13 protein-coding genes and 1 tRNA gene are annotated in these 17,947 nt (G+C 70.4%); 3 read left to right on the top strand and 11 right to left on the bottom strand.

What is annotated here, in order from left to right; translation table 11 throughout:
• Window positions 1–28: 28 nt before the first annotated feature.
• Window positions 29–1,327, bottom strand: a complete 1,299-nt coding sequence (locus QSK21_RS27955) for a M20/M25/M40 family metallo-hydrolase (RefSeq protein WP_285700241.1) — start codon at window positions 1,325–1,327, stop codon at window positions 29–31.
• Between the two features lie 103 nt (window positions 1,328–1,430).
• Here QSK21_RS27955 and QSK21_RS27950 point away from each other — a divergent pair.
• The 3 genes from QSK21_RS27950 to QSK21_RS27940 all read left to right on the top strand — a co-directional run bounded on the left by QSK21_RS27950 (window position 1,431) and on the right by QSK21_RS27940 (window position 3,234).
• Window positions 1,431–1,519, top strand: a tRNA-Leu gene (locus QSK21_RS27950).
• Between the two features lie 1,004 nt (window positions 1,520–2,523).
• A complete protein-coding gene (locus tag QSK21_RS27945) occupies window positions 2,524–2,664 on the top strand; it encodes a transposase (RefSeq protein ID WP_285700240.1) in 141 nt (46 codons plus the stop codon).
• Between the two features lie 18 nt (window positions 2,665–2,682).
• Window positions 2,683–3,234, top strand: coding sequence for a transposase (locus QSK21_RS27940; RefSeq protein WP_285700239.1), 552 nt, complete (start codon window positions 2,683–2,685; stop codon window positions 3,232–3,234).
• Here the strand turns inward: QSK21_RS27940 and QSK21_RS27935 are convergent.
• The 10 genes from QSK21_RS27935 to QSK21_RS27885 form a co-directional block, all read right to left on the bottom strand.
• The gene (locus QSK21_RS27935) at window positions 3,204–3,686 is read right to left on the bottom strand and encodes a recombinase family protein (RefSeq protein WP_502871603.1); all 483 of its coding nucleotides are present in this window, start codon (window positions 3,684–3,686) and stop codon (window positions 3,204–3,206) included. The two genes, QSK21_RS27940 and QSK21_RS27935, sit on opposite strands and share 31 nt — an antisense overlap.
• Before the next feature lie 537 nt (window positions 3,687–4,223).
• Complete coding sequence (locus tag QSK21_RS36200) at window positions 4,224–4,682, bottom strand: Imm1 family immunity protein (RefSeq protein WP_352231334.1); 459 nt, start codon at window positions 4,680–4,682, stop codon at window positions 4,224–4,226.
• Window positions 4,683–5,075: 393 nt separating this feature from the next.
• Window positions 5,076–7,175, bottom strand: a complete 2,100-nt coding sequence (locus tag QSK21_RS27920) for a DEAD/DEAH box helicase (protein WP_285700235.1) — start codon at window positions 7,173–7,175, stop codon at window positions 5,076–5,078.
• Window positions 7,172–8,503, bottom strand: a complete 1,332-nt coding sequence (gene brxD, locus QSK21_RS27915) for a BREX system ATP-binding protein BrxD (RefSeq protein ID WP_285700234.1) — start codon at window positions 8,501–8,503, stop codon at window positions 7,172–7,174. Before brxD ends, QSK21_RS27920 begins: the two co-directional genes overlap by 4 nt.
• Window positions 8,503–11,394: a BREX-2 system phosphatase PglZ gene (gene pglZ / locus QSK21_RS27910; RefSeq protein WP_285700233.1), complete on the bottom strand. Its 2,892-nt coding sequence runs from the start codon at window positions 11,392–11,394 to the stop codon at window positions 8,503–8,505. Before pglZ ends, brxD begins: the two co-directional genes overlap by 1 nt.
• Window positions 11,391–13,703 (bottom strand): BREX-2 system ATPase PglY family protein, encoded by a 2,313-nt coding sequence (locus tag QSK21_RS27905; RefSeq protein ID WP_502871605.1) that lies wholly within the window; start codon window positions 13,701–13,703, stop codon window positions 11,391–11,393. Before QSK21_RS27905 ends, pglZ begins: the two co-directional genes overlap by 4 nt.
• On the bottom strand, window positions 13,703–14,050 hold the full coding sequence (locus QSK21_RS27900) for an enoyl-CoA hydratase-related protein (RefSeq protein WP_285700230.1): 348 nt from the start codon (window positions 14,048–14,050) through the stop codon (window positions 13,703–13,705). The genes QSK21_RS27905 and QSK21_RS27900 overlap by 1 nt, the downstream gene beginning before the upstream one ends.
• Window positions 14,043–16,352 carry an acyl-CoA dehydrogenase family protein gene (locus QSK21_RS27895; RefSeq protein WP_285700229.1) on the bottom strand — a complete coding sequence of 770 codons (2,310 nt, stop codon included), beginning with the start codon at window positions 16,350–16,352 and terminating at the stop codon, window positions 14,043–14,045. The genes QSK21_RS27900 and QSK21_RS27895 overlap by 8 nt, the downstream gene beginning before the upstream one ends.
• Window positions 16,349–16,798 (bottom strand): Zn-ribbon domain-containing OB-fold protein, encoded by a 450-nt coding sequence (locus tag QSK21_RS27890; RefSeq protein WP_285700228.1) that lies wholly within the window; start codon window positions 16,796–16,798, stop codon window positions 16,349–16,351. Before QSK21_RS27890 ends, QSK21_RS27895 begins: the two co-directional genes overlap by 4 nt.
• Complete coding sequence (locus tag QSK21_RS27885; RefSeq protein WP_285700227.1) at window positions 16,795–17,946, bottom strand: acetyl-CoA acetyltransferase; 1,152 nt, start codon at window positions 17,944–17,946, stop codon at window positions 16,795–16,797. Before QSK21_RS27885 ends, QSK21_RS27890 begins: the two co-directional genes overlap by 4 nt.
• Window position 17,947 lies beyond the last annotated feature (1 nt).

Genomic DNA, 17,947 nt, shown 5'->3' with positions numbered 1-17,947 from the left:
GCAACATCGGGAGGCTTTCCGCGAATTCTCAGGCGAGATCGAGGAAATGATCGAGCACCTGAACGCCGAAGCGAAGGCCGTCGACGGGCACGCGCTCGTCCACGCCATGGAACATTCCGGAAAAATCCAATTCTGGCGGTAGTTTCAGCGGCGCGAACCCGAAACAGCGCATCCCGAGCTTGGCGAAGGCTTTGGCGTCCGTCCCGCCGCTCAGGCAGTACGGGACGGGCAGCGCACCCGCGTCATGCGAGGTCAGAGCCGCCTCCATGGCCGCGACCAGGGCGCCCTCGTACTCGGTCTCGACGGCCTGGTCGTGATAGATGAAATCGCGCTCGACGTCCGGTCCGAGCAACTCGTCCACGGCCGCGAAGAACTCCTCCTCGTGCCCGGGAAGGAACCGGCCGTCGACCTGCGCCTCCGCCTCCTGCGGAATGACGTTCGTCTTGTACCCGGCGTCCAGCCGCGTCGGATTCAGCGTGTTCCGCAGCGTCGCCCCGACCATCCGCGCGAGCGGACCGAACTCCTTGAGGCACCTCTCCGGATCGTCCGGGTCGAACTCCACCCCGTACGCCCGGCACGCCCTCTCCAGGAAGGTCCGCACCGTCTTGGTCAGCCGTATGGGGAACTCGTGCGACCCCAACCGCCCCACCGCCGCCGCCAACGCCGTGACCGCGTTGTCCGGGTGCACCATCGACCCGTGCCCGGCCGTCCCCCTGGCCTTCAGATGCATCCAGGCGATGCCCTTCTCGGCCGTCTCGATCAGGTACATCCGCCGGTCCCCCGGAACCGTCAGGCTGAACCCTCCGACCTCCCCCACGGCCTCAGTACACCCCTCGAACAACTCAGGATGCTCCCTGACGAGCCACTGGGCGCCCCACTTCCCCCCAGCCTCCTCATCAGCCAGGAAGGCCAGCACCACGTCCCGCGGAGGCTTCCGCCCCTCACGCAGCCGCCGCCGCACCACGGCCAGGATCATCGCGTCCATGTCCTTCATGTCCACGGCCCCGCGCCCCCAGACGCACCCGTCCGCGATCTCCCCACCGAACGGGTCCCGCGTCCAGTCCTCCTTACGCGCGGGCACCACGTCCAAGTGTCCATGCAACAGCAACGCGTCCCTCGACGGATCCTCCCCCTCGATCCGCGCAACAAGGCTGGTCCGCTTGGGATGCGACTCGAAGACCTGCGCCTCCAGCCCCACCTCCGCCAGCTTCTCCGCCACATACTCCGCCGCCACCCGCTCCCCGGGCCCCGAATGATCACCCGGGTTGCTGGTGTCGATCCGGATCAACTCCTGACAAAGCTGGACGACCTCATCCACTGTGCCCACCTTCGCGCCGGCAGTGCGTACCCGACCATCGTGCCCCGCCTTCGACGTCGCCGCGACTCTGGACCTTTGGTAAGGTGAACCCGCCGTAGCACGCCTACGGCCTGTCCGGGTGGCGGAATAGGCAGACGCGCTAGCTTGAGGTGCTAGTGCCCTTCACGGGGCATGGGGGTTCAAGTCCCCCCTCGGACACCACCAGTTACCCCACGGTAACCAACATGGTCCGGGTTGAACGAGATTTCGGCCCGGACTTCTTCACGTCCGGGGCAAAAGGTCATCTTCAACCCGAGACCGGCGTCTGATCGGCGCCCGGGATGCGCAGGTCGTCCACCTTCCGCACGAGCGCGGCAATCTCCTCGTCGCCGAAAACCGGGTTCTCGTGTCCCTTCGCCTCGCGGAGTTCCCGTTCAGCCTCCGCCTGCGCGGCCTCGGTCTCGGCGATCCACCTGGCGACGGCCGCAGCGTCACCACCAGCCTCCAGCGCGGCGCAGTGCCGGTCGAGCTTGATCGCGCACTCCCTGATCTTCTCCCGGGCGCGGGCGGCGGAGTCGGCCGCTTCACCCCCACCCAGGGCTGCCGCTGCTGCTGGCCGCCCTCACCACCGCCCACACCTCCGCAGCCGCGTTCACCGTCCGCGACTACGCACAAGATCGCGGTCTGCCATCTCCCGGACCGATCGCGATCCTCATCCAGCCCGCCCTGCGCCCCTATGCCGCCGGGGTCCTCGCCGCGCAGTACCCGCCCACCGACCAGCACCCCGACCAGGACCACACCACCCCCGGTCAAATGCCGGCAACCCAATGCGGGCGCGTTTGCTGATGGTCGAGTTTCAATTGCGCATTCAGAATGGCGGCTCGTCGTCAGGGCTCCTACTCGGCTCCCAGGTACCGTCCCACTCGTCATCGTCGACGAGACCAGCAGCCACCCTGAGGCAGTCCACCTTCTCTCCCCATGCCTCCAGGGCTTCGATCGCAAGGCGCCTATACGCCTTGTCGGTGCTGACAGCCAACACATTCCTCAGTAGAGGCGCCAGTCAGGTGATCTCAGCAACTTGAACCGGACGATGATGTCGTCGGGCGTTGTGAACGGCATGAGCGGGGAGATAGCGGGTTTCACCTGAAAGAGCGTGGAGCCTCCGGTAGAAGGCGAGGTGTCGAAGCTTGCCGCAGCGTGAATAGCCCGGTCCGATGATCTTGCCGGTGGAGGATCGAGCGGTGTTCACCGCGATCGTGTACGTGCTGACCAGCGGATGTGCGTGGCGGCATCTGCCGGGCGAGTGCGGGGTGGGCGTACCCACCGCGCATCGCCGCTTCACCGCCTGGACGGTGGCGGGGTTGTGACCCCGGCTGCACCATGCGGTGCTGGATGAGCTGGGTGCGCGCGGGCAGATCGACTGGGCGGCGGCGATCGTGGACGCCACCGCCGTCCGCGCGAAAAGAGGGGGCACGCCGACCGGTCCCGATCCGGTCGATCGGGACAGGAAAGGCAGCACACTCCACGTGTTATCCGATGCGGCCGGGCTGCCACCGGTGGTGGCGGTCTCGGCCGTCGGCCTCCATGACAGCAAGGCGTTCAAGCCGCTGCTGATGGCGCTGCCAGCGATCCGGTCCCGGCGCGGACCGCGCCGTCGGCGTCCAGTCAAGGCCCGCGTCGGCAAGGCCTATCACTCCGCCGGGCATCTGGCCTGGCCGCGCGGGCGAGGAATCATCCCGCGCATCGCCCGTCCCGGGATCGAATCCGGCGAACGGCTGGGCCGCCACTGCTGGGTGATCGAACGAACCCTGGCCTGGCTGCTGGGCTACCGACGGCTGACCATCCGCTACGAACGCCACGGCCACCTGTTCACCGCCTTCCTTGCCCTCGCCGCCACCATCACCTGCTACAAGAAACCCGCCCAACTCACCACATGAGATCTTTTCTGAGAAGACCCACTGGTCGCGCGGGTTCCAACGCTGTGTGGTGGTGTGGTGGTGGGCCCGAGCGCGACGTCCTCCACATCCAGCAGCACCTCGTCCTTGCGCTGCTTGTTCCATACCTGGTAGCCGGTGTAACGCGGGTTCATCAAGATCGCACGGACGGCGTTCTTGGACCAGGCGACCCCGCACCGGTGGCGGTTGCGGGCGGGGTCGTGCGCGGACGGGCTGGGAACGCCGTCTCTGGTCAAGCCCTCGGCGATCGCGAAACAGCCTCGTTCGCGGTAGCCGTCCAACCCAAGATACTCGGCGAAAATCCGCTGCACGACAGCGGCCGCGAAGTCATCGATTACCAGGCGGTTGAGGCGGCGGCGATGCCGACGAAGGCCAGGAAGTGTTCGGGCGTGCGCCCGTAACGGCGGTACAACCGGCGGCGGTGGTTCGTCCACAACACCGTACGCGCTCGACCACCCAGCGGTGCCGGCCGAGCCAACTGGAGGTCTCGATGCCGCGGCCGCGCAGCCATGCACGCAGGTCGGCGTAGTCGTAACCCTTGTCGGCGTGTAGCTTCGCCGGACGGCTTGTCGTGGGTGTTGGCCGCCGAGACTCCGACAGAGATGAGCAGACCGGCCTTGTCGGTGAGCAAGTGGATCTTCGACCCGGGCTTGTCGCGATCTACGAGATTCGGACCCGTCAGCTCCCCCCTTTGGCTGCGCGGACGGACCGCACCTTATACTTATTGACGCCGGAAAGACGCGCATTGATTGGCAATAATGCGACCCACCGGCGCTGCGGCCAGTCACCCGCAAGGCCGCCGCGACCATCGCGTCCGGTTCCGCACAAGGCTAGCCTCGGGCGAGAAGCCGTACCGCAAAAGGATGGCCACCCTTACGGCTTTCAGCAAGCCCCATCCTTTCGAATCAACGCACTTTCTCAGGTTAATGATTAGCCGTTATAACGCCTCCGTACATGCCGTGGACTAATCATCACGCCCAGGGGTCGTAAGGGCTATGAAACGCATCGGATTCAGGTTTTCCATCGTATCGCTGCCCATTCAACTCGCCTCTAACCCAGCGAATACAATTGGGTCGATCGCCGGTTCCAACATGACAGAATTCCTCTAGTGCGGAGCGAACGTGGGCGAGGGGAACTGTGCTACGAGGATCGTGAAACAACGGATATCCGGGATCCGAAACGACCCGGGGGTCGAAATCCGGCGGCTCCGGGTTGTCGGATATCCAGATGCGATCTTCTGGCTTTCCAGGGACGATTTGATCGAGATTCCAGATAAGCCCACCATAACCGGTCGTGACATTCACGGCAAAACGGAGATAGCTTCCGGCCACAGCGTTCGAATGACTGAGGCGCCTCTCGGAGAACGAAAAACAAGCCTCTTCCCCGGGATCATATGTCGGATCGATGATCTCGTGTCGAAGATTCTCCATGGTGTCCGCAATCAACTCTGACATTTCCTGCCAAGTCTCAGCGTAATGCCATGTCCCCTTGTAAAAGGCATTAAGAATCATCAGCCTACCGCACCTCCAAGGCGTGCTCGTTTCAAGCGACCGGTCGAAGGGTCGGGATACCACACGGTCATACTCCGGTTCGGGCAGCCCGGCCCGCCACCAGCATGCCGACGTTCGCGGCCGCGTACTCACCCTGACAGATCCGCCGAGTCAACTCGCACGCTTCAGCCGACGGCGCTGTACGTGCGATTGTCGCCTCCGGCCGACGCCAACCGCTGATCAAGCCCTGCGCACAGTGGTCAGATTCACGTTTGGCGTACGGCCGACTGCCTGGGACCGCTGGGCGGAACAGGGAGCGGAAGGCGGTTGCGCTCAGGCGTGGAACCGTACCGGTTCGCGGAGTACCGCTGCCGCGTTGTCGAGATCCGCGAAACGCGCGGCCAGCGACGCCATCGCCAGACGTTCGGGTAGGGCCTCGTTGAACTTCAAACCGCGCAGAGCCCGGTCGTCGACATCGGGTAGGCAGAGACGTTCGGGGGCGTCGGCCGTACCCGCTTTCCACATGGCCGGAGTCAGATCAGAGCGAAGCCGGATCCACTCGTCCTGGTAGCGCTGCTTCTCGTCGACGATCCCGGCCAGAGTCGCGGCCAGCACGGCATTCGCCCGGTAGCCCGCCCATGTCCACCAGCGCACATCCTCGCCATTGCGGCGGATGACGAGCCCACCGGGGTGAACGGTGCCGATGTCGTGGTCGCGCACTTGCGCGAGCGCCCGAACGGCGCGGTCGGTCAGCGCGACCTGAGGGTCCTCTCCCAGAAGGACGGAGCGGCGGGCGCGGACCAGCGCGAAGCCCGCCCCGCCGACGGCGGCTGCGAACCAGCGTGCCCGCCCGGGAAGATCGGACGGCTCGACGAAGCACCGCCGGCGCTTCCAGTCGATCCAGGTGACCCGCCAGCTCCGCCCGGCCAGCAGCAGCACCCTCGGGCCGTCGACCTTCTCGGTGAGCACCATCGCATCGATCTTGCCGATCTCCTTGCGCCCCGAGAGGACGGTGAACTCCGGCGGAGCGGTGAAGACGGCGGTCATGTCCATGAAGTGGCGGCGGCCGAAGCGCTCCTCGGCGGCGGGACCGATGAACAAGAACTCGCCATCCCGTTCGACGAAGCCATGGTCGAGGAGATGGCGGACGATGGGCGCGGCGCTCGCGTCGAAGGGTGGAAGCCCGTTCCACGCCTCCGGCCACAGTCTGCGCCCGATCTTGTGTTCCTGGAGGCAGAGCGCCATGAATTGCTGGGCGACGATGTGCCGGGGTTCGGGCGGAGCCTGTACCGGTTCGACGAAGCCGCGCCGCCAGAGCAGCAGCAGGGCGGCCGCGTCGACCAGCGTCGCATGGTCGAGGGCCAGGAACAGGCAGTTCCGGGACGTTCCGGGACGGCGGCCGGTGCGCCCGAGCCGTTGCAGGAACGAGGCGACGGTGCCGGGCGCGTTGATCTGGATGACGCGGTCCAGGTCGCCGACGTCGATGCCGAGTTCGAGGGTGCTGGTCGCGACGATGACACAGTCGCGGGCCTCGGCGAACGCCTGCTCGGCCCGCCGCCGCTCGTCGAGGGAGAGGGACGCGTGGGAGAGAAACGTGGTCACGCCACGTGCTCGCAGCGCCGCGCCCAGTTCCTCCACGAGCGCCCGTGAATCGCAGAAGACCAGCCGTTTCTCGCCGCGGTGCAAGGCGGCGATCACCTTGGCGGCGTTCGCGACCGAGCCCACGTGGTCCAGCTCGACGACTCCTTCGGCGGTGCTTCCCTTTTCCAGCCCTGGGGCTACGACCGAGCTGGGACGGGCACCGCGGCCGGAGCCCTGGAGCCAGTGCAGGAGTTCGGCGGGATTGCCGACGGTCGCCGACAATCCGATCCGCTGGATGGGCCCGCCGGTGATGCGGCTGAGGCGTTCGAGGACGGCCAAAAGGTGCCAGCCCCGGTCGTCACCGGCGAAGGCATGGACCTCGTCGACCACGACGGCACGCAGGTCGGCGAAGAACCGCCGCTGATCCACCTTGACGCTCACCAGCATCGCTTCGAGCGACTCAGGGGTGGTGAGCACGATGTCGGGGGGATCTTGCAGGATGCGCCGCCGCTCGGAATCGGGGACATCTCCGTGCCACAGCGCGACCGTGCGGCCGATCCAGGCGGCATAGCTTTCCAGCCTCGGCAGCAGGTTGTTGAGCAGCGCCTTCAAGGGGCATACGTACACGACCGACAGGCCGGTCCAGCCCTGCTGCTCCATGGCCGACAGGAGGGGGAAGACCGCCGCCTCGGTCTTGCCTCCGGCGGTGGGCGCCAGCAGGATCGCGTCCGAGCCGTCCAGCAGCGGGCCGATGGCCTCGCTCTGCAGCGGCCGCAGCGTGCGCCAGCCCAGCGTGTTGACGATGTGGTGGACGAGGACCGGCGACAACCGGCTGAGGCCGTCTCCGGTCACGGCAGGTCCAGATCGACGTCTCCCGCGCTCGCCGCGGCGGCGCTGCGCTCGGGCTCGTTGAGCTCGTTCGCCGAGATCGTGAGCGCGTAGTCCCGGCGCGGGTCGAAGTCGTCGAACTGCTCGACCCTGTCCAGGACGTCGGCGACCAGCTTGCGCAGGAACACGCGCGGCGCGACACCGACCTGCCCGCCGAGCCCGCCGGTCACGGCGGTGGCGAGCTCCGCGATGTAGGCGTCGTCCACCGTGGAGGTGATCCGGCCGGGGTGGCGGGACGCGGACGCGTACAGATCGCGGACACGGCGCCCGAGCTCGCCGAGCCGCGGCAGGTCGAAGCCGGTGAGCCGGAGCTGGACCGCGCGCGGCGAGTCGAACCGCGGGTCGGTGGTGAAGTCGGTGGCGAGGCGCTGTGCGAGCGGGGGCAGCCGCTGGGCGCCCTGCTGCCCGTCGAAGAACGCCGGAGTTCCCGTGATCACAAGGAAAAGGCCGGGGAAGCGTCCGCCGTCGATCTCGTCGAGCAGTTGCCGGAGCGCGTTCAGCCCGCGCTCGCGGACGTCGCCGCGCACCCGCTGCAAGGTCTCGATCTCGTCGAGGACGACCAGCAGCCCCGGGTGGCCACCGTCGCGGAGCACGGTGAGCAGGCCCTGGAGGAAGCCGAGCGCGGCGAAGTGGTCCAGGTCGCCGCGTACCCCGGCGGCCCGCCGGGCCGAGGCGGCGACGGACTTCTGCCCGCCGATCCAGGCGATGAGCGCTTCGGCGGTGGCGGTGTCCCCCGCCGAGCGCGCGCGCCGGTAGCCGCGCAGCGCGGCGGCGAACGCGGGGGTCGCCCGAGCGACGACGGCGAGCCGTTCCTCCATCAGTTCCTCGACCGCCCGGGCCAGGCCCTCGGCGTCGTCGTCGGCGATCTCGCCGGTGTCGAGGATCTCCTCCTCCAGGGTGTAGAACCACAGGTCGATGACGGGGCGCAGGGCACTGGCCGGGTGGGTGGCGATGGTGAGCCGTTCGGTGAGACGGCGGTAGACCGTCTCCAGCCGGTGCAGCGGCGTCTCGGTGTCGGAGATCTGGATCTCGGTGACGGCCAGGCCCGCGCGCTTGGCGCGTTCCCCCAGCCAGCGGGCGAAGAAGGTCTTGCCCGCCCCGTAGTCGCCGCGGATCGCGTGGAACGCCGCTCCCCCTTTGGCGACGGTCGCCAGCTCGTCGTCCAGGGACCCGGCGAACCGGTCAAGGCCCACGGCGAGCAGGTCCAGGCCGGCCTGCGGCACTGTGCCGCGCCGCAGCGCGTCGATGACCTCGCGCCGGCGCGCGGCGCTGACCACACCCGTCTCGCTCACTATGGCGTCACTCCGAACTGGTCGCGCAGCATCCCGACGTTGAGCTGGACGGTACGGCCGGAGTCGATGAGGTCGAGCACCGCGTAGCCCTCGACGTTGAGGAGCCGTTGCAGCGCGGTGACGAACAGTTCGGGGCTGCGCGGCCGGCGCCCGCCCGCCGCCGCTGCCGCCACCGTGACGGCGGAGGTCGAGAGCCGGTCCCCGGCCGCCACGAGCGCGTCGATCACGGCCGCCACCTGCCGGGCATCGGGCGCCTTGCGCAGATAGCGCTTCTGCTCCGCGTAGACGGCCGACCGGGTCACCGCGACGCCGAGCGTCGTGCGTTCCGGTTCGGGCTCGGGAGGTGTCGGCCGCGGTACGGCCTCGCCGACCGGGAAGAGCGCCTCGGCCGCGGGCGGCTCCGCGGTCTCGCGCGTAGGCCGACGTGGTGGCGCCGTTTCGAGCCGCCTCGCCTCCTGCCGCCCTGTCTCCTGCCGCCCTGTCTCCTCGGCCGCCTCCGGCGCGGTCCGCTCGGGTGCCGCACGTCCCGTCCACCACGCGGGGACGACCTGCTCCGGTGGCAGGACCGCCCAGCCCTTCGGAAGGGCGGCGGGTTCGGGAAGCAGCACCAGCACAGGAACCGCCATCTCGGCGAGGGAGGCACCGCCGTGGTATCCGGCCTTGCGCGGCGTGTACCGAATGTTCTCGCGCCATGGCACGACGACACGTTTCCTGCCTTCGAGGACGCGCGGGCCGGACAGTTCGACCTCGCCTGCCCTCCGCGTACCGGTGCGCCACCGGGCGGCCCCGGCGTCCGCAATGGCGGCGGCCGGTGGTTCGGCGGGGGATTCGCCGCGTTCGAGGACGTGGCCGTGGTCGGCGACCAGGATCACCGGACGGCCGTAGTCGATGGCGGCCTTGAGCAGTTCGGGCAGGTAGCTGACGTCCTCGAGCCGCCAGCCCGCCCGGTCGCCCTCCTGTCCGTGGTCGAGGGCGTCGTCGATGGTGTTGAGGACCACGCCGACGACCTGGTCACCGGCGAGGGCGTCGGCGAGGTCCTCCGACAGCCGCCGGCCGGCCGGGCCGGGCACGCGGGACTTGTGGAACAGCACGCCGGTGCGGCGGTGCCGCTTCCAGAACCGCTCGAATCCGGCGCTCTCCACGTTCTGCCCGCCCGCGGTCGCCTCACCGGACAGCAGCGAGGCCCGGCTGATGCGGGTCAGCGACGGGATCATGGATACGGCGGCGGCGCGCCGACCGGGCGTGGCGGTGACCTCGGTCCACCGGCCGCCGCGGGCCAGTTCCTCGCCGAACTGGACGGCGACGGCGCCGCTCATCCCGTCCAGCACGATGATCAGCGGCGCGGTGCCGGACGAGGCGGCGACCGGGGCGGCGATCTCGGCGAGCACCGACTCGACCAGCAACGCGCCTCCGGGAGCGGGGGCGGCCGCGCCCGGCACCCAGGTCGCGAGCCGGTCGGCGAACGCCCGATCGATCCGCGCACGCCGCGCTCGTGCCCGCTCGTACAGGCGGCGGTAGGCGTGCCCGGTGGGTCCGTCCGCGTCGGCCGAGCCGCCCCACAGCACGGTGAGCGCCCGGTCCGTCCAAGCCCAGTCGGCAAGGTGCCGGGCCACGCCCTCGGCGACGGAACCGATCGCGGGGTCGCCCGCGGACTCCTCCCGCTCCAGCCAGCGCCGGACGCGCAGCGCCATTCTCGCCACCTCGACGCTCTCGGCGCGCAATCCGCTGAGGCGGTGGGCCAGGACCCGGGACAGGGCCGCTTCGGCATCCTGGACACGACCCGCCAGCGTCGCGGCGAACTCCTGGACGCGGGCGCGCAGCGCCGAGGGAAGGAAGGCGTTGTCGATCGGTGTGGCTCCGCCCGGCGCCACGCCCGCCTCCGCGGCCATGCGGTCGGCCTGGCGCAGGACCGCCTCCACGCGGTCGCGGGCCTCGCCCTCGGCGCCGCGTCCCGACTCGGCCTCGGCGATCCAGCGGGCGAGGGTGCCGTGCACCGCGGACGCGAACGCGGTCAGGTCCTCGATCCCGGCGGGGACGTCGGCGAACAGCCGCCCGGCCGCGACCCCCGCCGCGGCGGGCGCGGCGGGGTCCGTCAGTGCTCCGGCGACCACGCCGAGGGCCATGGCCTCCTGGCCACGTCCCGCTCCGGCGAGGCCGAGCAGGACGGCGATGGCCGGGCCGGACGTCCGGCCCAGCCAGGCCGTCATGCCGTCGCGCTCCTCGCGCGGCAGCGCCGCGAACCGATCGGCCGCGCCGGGCAGCCGCGACCAGGCCAGCAGGGTGTCGGCGTCCAGGTCGCCCGCCATGCCCGTCCGGCCGGTGGTGATCTCCAGACGCGCCTCGACCAGGGCGTGCAGCGCGGCGTCGAACGTCAGCAGCGCGCCTCCACTGCGCCGCCACGCCGCGGCGGCGGGGTGGGTGCGCCAGCCGCTCGCCGGTTCGGCGTCCAGCAGCGCGTCCACCAGCCATCCTTCGACGCGGACGCGCGGGTCCAGCCGCGCGGCGCCGAAGCGCTGCTTGACGATCTCCGCCCGGTCCAGGGTGAGCGGACGCCGCGCCAGCGCGTGCCCGCGCAGGTCGGCTCCCAGCTCCCGGCCGTCCACCCCAGTAGTGATCACGAGCAGGGGGCCGGTGCCGTCGGCCGCGGCCTCGCGGCGGTGCCGCTCCCAGGCGTCGATGACCCCCAGCACCGACGGCTGGTCGCTCACCTTGACCCGCTGCTGCCTGTCGCCGACGCTGACGGTGAACTCGGTCGACGCTCCCGGCCGGTACCGCCCGTGCACCAGGACCAGGCGCGGCCCGCCGGGACCGCCCTCGGCCGCGCGGGCGGTCAGCTCCAGCTCGAGCATCGCCTCCAGGGCTCGCCGGTCCACCGGCGGCGGCGTGCTCACCGCTCCCTCACAGGAGAACTGCCCGGATCCGGGAGCGGAGCGTCAGCGGAGCGGAGAGGTCCCTCAGGGGAAGAGCCCGGTTCCTCGCCGGTGACGCGCCACTCGATCTCGATGGCCGTGCCGGGGTTGGCCTGGGCGAACGCGCGGATCTCGCGTTCCAGCGCCGCGACCTCGTCATGGAGGTCGGTGGCGATCCTGGACGCCGCCACCCGCCGGCGCCGCCGCGTCGAGGGGGTGGCTGGACGGTCGTGGCCCGGGACACCCCCGGCGCCCGGCGGGGTCGGGCCGGGCTGCGGGCGCGGGCCGGGCACGGGTTCGCGACCGGGGCCGGGCTCCGGGTCACGCCCGGGAACGTCGATCCGGGCCATCTCGGTGACCAGCGCGGACGCCGCCTCTTCGACGTCCCGGAGCACGGGAGCGAGCGCCGTGGTGCGCTCGTGGGCGGAGGCGGCTTCGGCGAGCTCACCGAGCAACCCGCGCGCACGGCTCCCGATGTCGTCGTCGCGGCGCGCCAGGTCGGGAACGGCCTCGAGCAGCCGCCATGGCGCCGCCCTGTCCAGTGCTTCCAACTGCGCCGGAGCCGACGCCACGGCGGCACCGATGACCTCGTCGTCCACGTCGTAGGAGACCGCCACGAGTTCCCGCAGCAGCGGCGTGTCACCCTCGTCCCTGCCACGGTGAAGCCGGGCGAGCAGGTCGGCGGCATGCCGGGCGGACCGTCGCCGATCGACGTTCTCGTCACCGATCCGCAGGATGTCCGCCCGTTCCTTCAGGGCGCGCTCGACACCGGTGACGGCGTCCGACAGCTCGGTGACCTTGTCCCGGACGCGCCTGGCCAGCTCGGCGACGGTGCGGGTGGTCAGCGTGTCGGGGACGGTGACGCCGAAGATCCGCTGCGCGCGCAGGCGCGCGGCGGCGAACTCGGCGGCCGACGGTTTGGGCTGGTCGCGCAGTGCCCAGCCCGGCCCGATCCGCTCCAGGTCGGGCGCCGGTTCCACAGCGCCGTTGTACACCCACACCCGGTCGGACAGCAGCCCGTACACGGCGATGATCAGGTTGGCGACGGGCCGGTCGAGGCCGGTCCAGCCGTACTCCTCGATCCACCCGCGGATCTCCTCCGCCTGGTAGTCGCCGGTTCTGCCGTGACGGGCGGCGAGCCGTTCAATGCGCCGCTGCCATTCGGGCGAGACCGTCACCGGGCCGTCGTGGACCTCGCCGAGTTCGAGCGGGTGGACGATCCGCTTGAGCGGCGCGAGCTGCCTGCGGTCCACCACGGTCCGGCCGCCGCCCTCGACCTGCGCGTCGGTGAGGACCCTGAGCGCGTTACGCAGCTCGGCGCCGGTGACGGCCTTGCCGGTCTTCTGCAGGTCGAGGTCGGGGTGCTTGGGGTAGATGTCGTCGAGCAGCTTCCCGGCCAGATCGAGCATGTTGTACTCGAACCCGGCGGCGGCGTGCAGGCGGCGCGGCTCGAAGCCGGGCCGCAGCGACAGCACGTGCCTGCCATCGGGGACTTCGGCGCTCCGGTTGGCCTCGTCGCCGTGCGCGATGCCGTAGAGCTGCTGCAGCACGGTGGTGAGCTGCGAGGTGAGGTTGTCGGCCTGGGCCTTGAGCTGGTTGCGGATGCGCATGCGCTGGTCGGACGCCAGGTTTCCGGCGTAGTCGTCCAGCCGGTCCCGCTCCAGCAGGTACTGGATCTTCAGGAGCCGGCCGAGCTGCTTGGCCTTGGTCACCGACAGATGGTCGGGCAGCCACACCAGGGTGTCGGCGGCGAGCCCGTCGCGCCGCAGCTCGTCGACCCGCGCGGCGCTGTCCGACGGGTGCTGGTTGGGGATGTCGAACGGGTAGTCGAGGACGAACCGGATCCGTCCCTCCACCGAGGGCTTGAAGGTGTCGGTGTAGAGCTCGGAGTCGTCCCAAACCTTGCCGAACACGAACTCGGCCGTCCGCCTGGTGCCCTTCCAGATCACGACGCGCTCGTCGTGGAGGGCGCCGGACTCGGTCACCTTGAGCTGTTCCCAGAGCCGCAGCTTGACCCAGCGCCGCCGGGCGCCCACGTTGTCGACCTCGCCGACCCTTTCCAGCAGCGGCTCGACGTCCAGGTCCGACAGGTGCAGCGTGAACACCGGATCCAGGTCGCCGTCGGCGCGGATCTCGCCGAACCCGGCCGCGATCAGCTCCTGGAGCCGGGACACCACGACGCTGGAGGGCGAGACCGCCCGCGAGCGGATCGTGCCGTGGTTCAGCGCCGCCAGCCGCCCCCCGGTCAGCCGGGTCAGCGCGGGCACGTCCGGCGCCAGCGCGCCGAGGATCAGCGTCTTGACCAGAAGGCCACGGCCGGACCGTTGATGGCGGCGATGATGGGCGTGCGCAGTTCCCAGGGACGATGCCGGTAGACGACCGGTTCCTTGGTGAACGCTCCCGGTCTGTCCAAGGCGGCGCCCCCGCAGAAGGCCCGTCCCGCGCCGGTGACGACGATGGCGCGGACCTCCGGATCACCGTCCAGTCGCACCAGGGTCTCCCATAGCCCGACGGTCATGTCCTGTGTCAGCGTGTTCAGCTCGCCGGGACGGTTCAGGGTGACGAGGGCGACGCCGCCGTCCGTCCCCTCCGCCTCGGTCACCAGGATGTCGCCGTCACCCAAATCGCCGTCACCCATGGTGTTCCTCCGGCCGCGGATCGCGTGGCAGGCCCAGCAGTCGCTCGCCGATGATGTTGCGCTGGATGTCGTCGGTGCCCCCGGCGATCGAGGACTGCTGCATGCGCAGGAAACGATCCACGACGAGGCCGGCGGTCTCGTCCCCGGCCGTCCAGGCGACGGCGCCCGGCCCGGCGAGCCGGAGCGCGTAGTGGCCGCCGATCTTGGTCAGTTCCGCCTTGCGCAGCTTGGCGATCGATCCGATGGGACCGGGATCGGCTCCGGCGGCGGCCTGGAGACGGATGCGTTCGGCAAGCAGGTAGAGGCCGCGTTCGCGCACGTAGACGTCGGCCAGCCGGTCCCGCCACACCGGATCGTCGCCATGCCCCATCCGAGCCGCCAGCTGGGTCAGCCGAGCGAAGTCGAACCGGGAGTCGGCGTGCATACCGATCGAGCTTCGCTCGTTCATCAACATGGTCCGCGCGGCACGCCACCCGCCGCCGAGGCCGCCGACGATGTCGGCGTCGCGGACGCGGACCCCGTCGAGGAAGACCTCGTTGAACTCCGACTCCCCGGTGATCTGCCGCAGCGGGCGGACGGTCACCCCAGGGTCGTTCATATCGACGATGAACATCGTGATTCCGCGGTGCTTGGGCACGTCGGGGTCGGTGCGGGCGAGGGCCAGCCCGAAGTCGCAGACACGCGCGTGCGAGGTCCACACCTTCTGGCCGTCCAGCACCCAGCCGTCACCGTCCCGTCGGGCTCGGGTGGAGAGCCCGGCGAGATCCGACCCGGCACCCGGCTCGGAGAAGAGCTGGCACCAGATCTCCTCACCGCGCAGCATCGGCGGCAGGTAGCGCCGTTTCTGTTCCTCGTCGCCCAGGGCCAGCAGTGTCGGCCCGCACATTCCCAGGCCCACCATGAAAAGGCGCTCGCTGCCCGCCCCCGACCGCTGGACCTCGGCGGCGAACATCCGCTCGTGCACCGCGTCCAGCCCGGCGCCGCCGTACTCGCGCGGCCAGGAGATCCCGGCGTAACCGGCATCCGCCAGCGCTCGCTGGTATGCCTTGGCCCGCCGGGTCGCCTCCGGGTCCGATCCGTAGTCGGCGTCACCACGGTCGGCGGGCGGGCTGAGCCTGCGCGTTGTCTCGGTCAGCCAGGCACGGGCTCGTGCCTGGTATGCGGGCAGTTCCTCGTGCTCACCCCCGTCCGCCCCACTCCAGCGGCTGGATGCTCCGAGGCCGGGATCGGCGGCCAGCACCGAAACCCGCCGGCGATGCTCGTCCGGTGTGCCGAAGAGCTGCGCGGAGGTCGCGGCGCGGCGGTAATACAGGTGGGCGTCGTGCTCCCAGGTGAATCCGATACCGCCGTGGACCTGGATCGTCCCCTCGGCCGCCCGGAGGAACGCGCCGGTGGCGGCGAGCTTGGCGACGGAGACCGCCAGTTCCTGACCGGCGGGGCCGACCGCCGTCTCCCCGGCGACCACGGTGGCGGCCTCGGCGACGGTGGCGGCGGCGGTCTCCACGTCGACCAGCAGGTCGGCGATACGGTGCTTGACCGCCTGGAACGATCCGATCGGACGTCCGAACTGCACCCGTTCCCTGGCGTAGGAGGCGGCCATCTCCACGCAAGCACGAGCCCCGCCGAGCGCCTCGGCCGCCACGCCGAGCACCGCCAGGCGGGCCACCCCGCGCAGCCGTTCGCCCGTCCCACCGATGAGGCGCGCGGACACGCCGTCGAACCGCAGCTCGCTCAGGCCCCGGCTGAGATCGAGCGCCTCCAGCTCGACGCGCCGCATCCCGGGGCCGGGCTTCACAGCGAAGACGGCGGGGGCCATGTCGCCGCCGGTCGTTACGGCCGTGACGATGAACAGATCGGCCACACCGGAGTCGAGCACCCGGGTGCGGCCCGTCAAAGTCCAGGTGCCCGCGGCCCCGGCCGTGGCGGTCAGGCCCTCGCCGGAGGCGTCGAGGGCCGTCGCGACAATGGTGGAGCCCTTCATGATCCCCGGTAGCAGGTCGTTCGCGGCGGTCTCGTCACCGGCGGCGACGATCATCTCGGCGGCCAGCCAGGAGGCCAGGTAGGGGCCGCCGTACAGCGTCCTGCCGGTCTCCTCGGCCACGATGACGGCCTCCTGAACACCGAAACCGGCTCCCCCGAACTTCACGGGGAGGGTCAGCCCGACGACGTCGAGTTCGGTGCACAGGCGCCGCCACGCACCGGCCCATCGATCCGGCTCGGGCTGCCGCACCTGTTCCAGGGGCGCCGCCGACGACAGCAGTCCCCGCACCGAGGCACGCAGTTGCTCGTGCTCGTCACTCATGCTCCACCGCCCCTCGCGTCGCCGCGGACGGGCCGCCAGTGCGGCACCGCCACGTCCTTTCCTGTGCGCAGCATGTACACCTCGACCCGCTGGCCAATCCGAACCTCGTCCACGTCGATATCGGTGACGTCGCCCATCATGAGCGGGCCCTCGTCCAGCTCGATCATCGCGACCACGTAGGGAAGCCGGGACCGGAAGGGCTCGACGCCCATCTGCCGGACGACGGTGAAGGTGTGGACGGTGCCCAATCCTCTCGTGGTCTCCCACTCGGGCTCGGCCCCGCATTCCACGCACAGCGGACGGGGATAGTGCTGCCGGTAGCCGCAGTCGGGACAGCGCTGGATCCACAGCTCGCCCCGGGCGCAGGCGGAGAAGTAGGGAGCCGAGACGTGGTCGGGCACCGGAACCGGCCGCCCGTCCTCCACGGCGTCGATGACCTCGCTCATCCCCTGGGCTCCCTTCCGAGGATCGTCACGCCCATGGTCGACAGCCACCCGCCGGATCCGGCGGCGAGCGCGACCTGGCAGTCCGGCACCTGGACCTCTCCCGCGTCCCCGCGCAACTGGCGGACGGCCTCGACGATGAGGAAGGCCCCGCGCATCCCGGGATGAAGCGCCGACAGCCCGCCGCCGTCGGTGTTCATGGGTAGATCGCCGCCCATGCGCAGGTGGCCTTCGGCGACGAACGGCCCGCCCTCACCCCGTTTGACGAAGCCGAGACCTTCCAGCAACAGCAGGCAGGTGATGGTGAAGCTGTCGTAAAGCATGATCATGTCAATGTCCGCCGGGGTCAGCCCTGCCTGCGCGAACGCCTCGGGGCCGGCCAGCGCGGCGGCGGTCGTGGTGAAGTCGGGCATCTGCCCGATGTTCCAATGGGTCTGCGCGGCCGCGGCGCCGAGCACGTACACCGGCGGCCTGCGCAGGTCGCGGGCGCGTTCGGCGGTGGTCATGACGAACGCGGCACCGCCGTCGCTGATCACGCAGCAGTCCAGCTTGTGCAGCGGATCGGCGATCATCCTAGAGGAGAGCACGTCGTCCACCGTGAGCGGGTCCCGGTACTGGGCATTCGGGTTGAACGCGGCGAACTCCCGGACGCCGACGGCGATCTCGGCCAGTTGTTCGGAGGTGGTCCCGTACTCGTGCATGTGCCGCCGCGCCGCCATCGCGTAGGCACCGACGAGCGGGGTGCCGTAGGGCGCCTCGTACTGGGCCCAGGTGGACGGCTCGCCGAGATCGGTGCCGCCCGTGCCCAGCGTCCGGCCCCGCCGGGAGAGCTGGTCGGACCCGTAGGTGACCAGCACGGTGTCGGCGTGGCCCGCTTGGATCGCGGCAGCGGCGTGCTGGACGAAGAACTCGAAGGAGGACCCGCCCAGCGAGGTGCCGTCGATGAAGCGGTGCCGGATGCCGAGGTATTCGGCGATGTCGGGCAGCTTCTGGTCGGCGTTGCAGTAGCCGTCGACGTCCTTGATCGACAGGCCGGCGTCGGTGAGGGCCCGGCGCATCGCCTGCGCGTGGTGCTGGCGGGCGTCCATCTGCGGTGCCTTCGGGTGGTCGGACAGGCCGATCCCTACGATCACCGGACTGCGATCGGCCATG

This window comes from Actinomadura sp. NBRC 104412 (genome assembly GCF_030269515.1).
Lineage (GTDB): Bacteria > Actinomycetota > Actinomycetes > Streptosporangiales > Streptosporangiaceae > Spirillospora.
The sequence above is the reverse complement of the archived record's forward strand: the minus strand, read 5'-3'. Positions and strand labels throughout refer to the sequence as shown.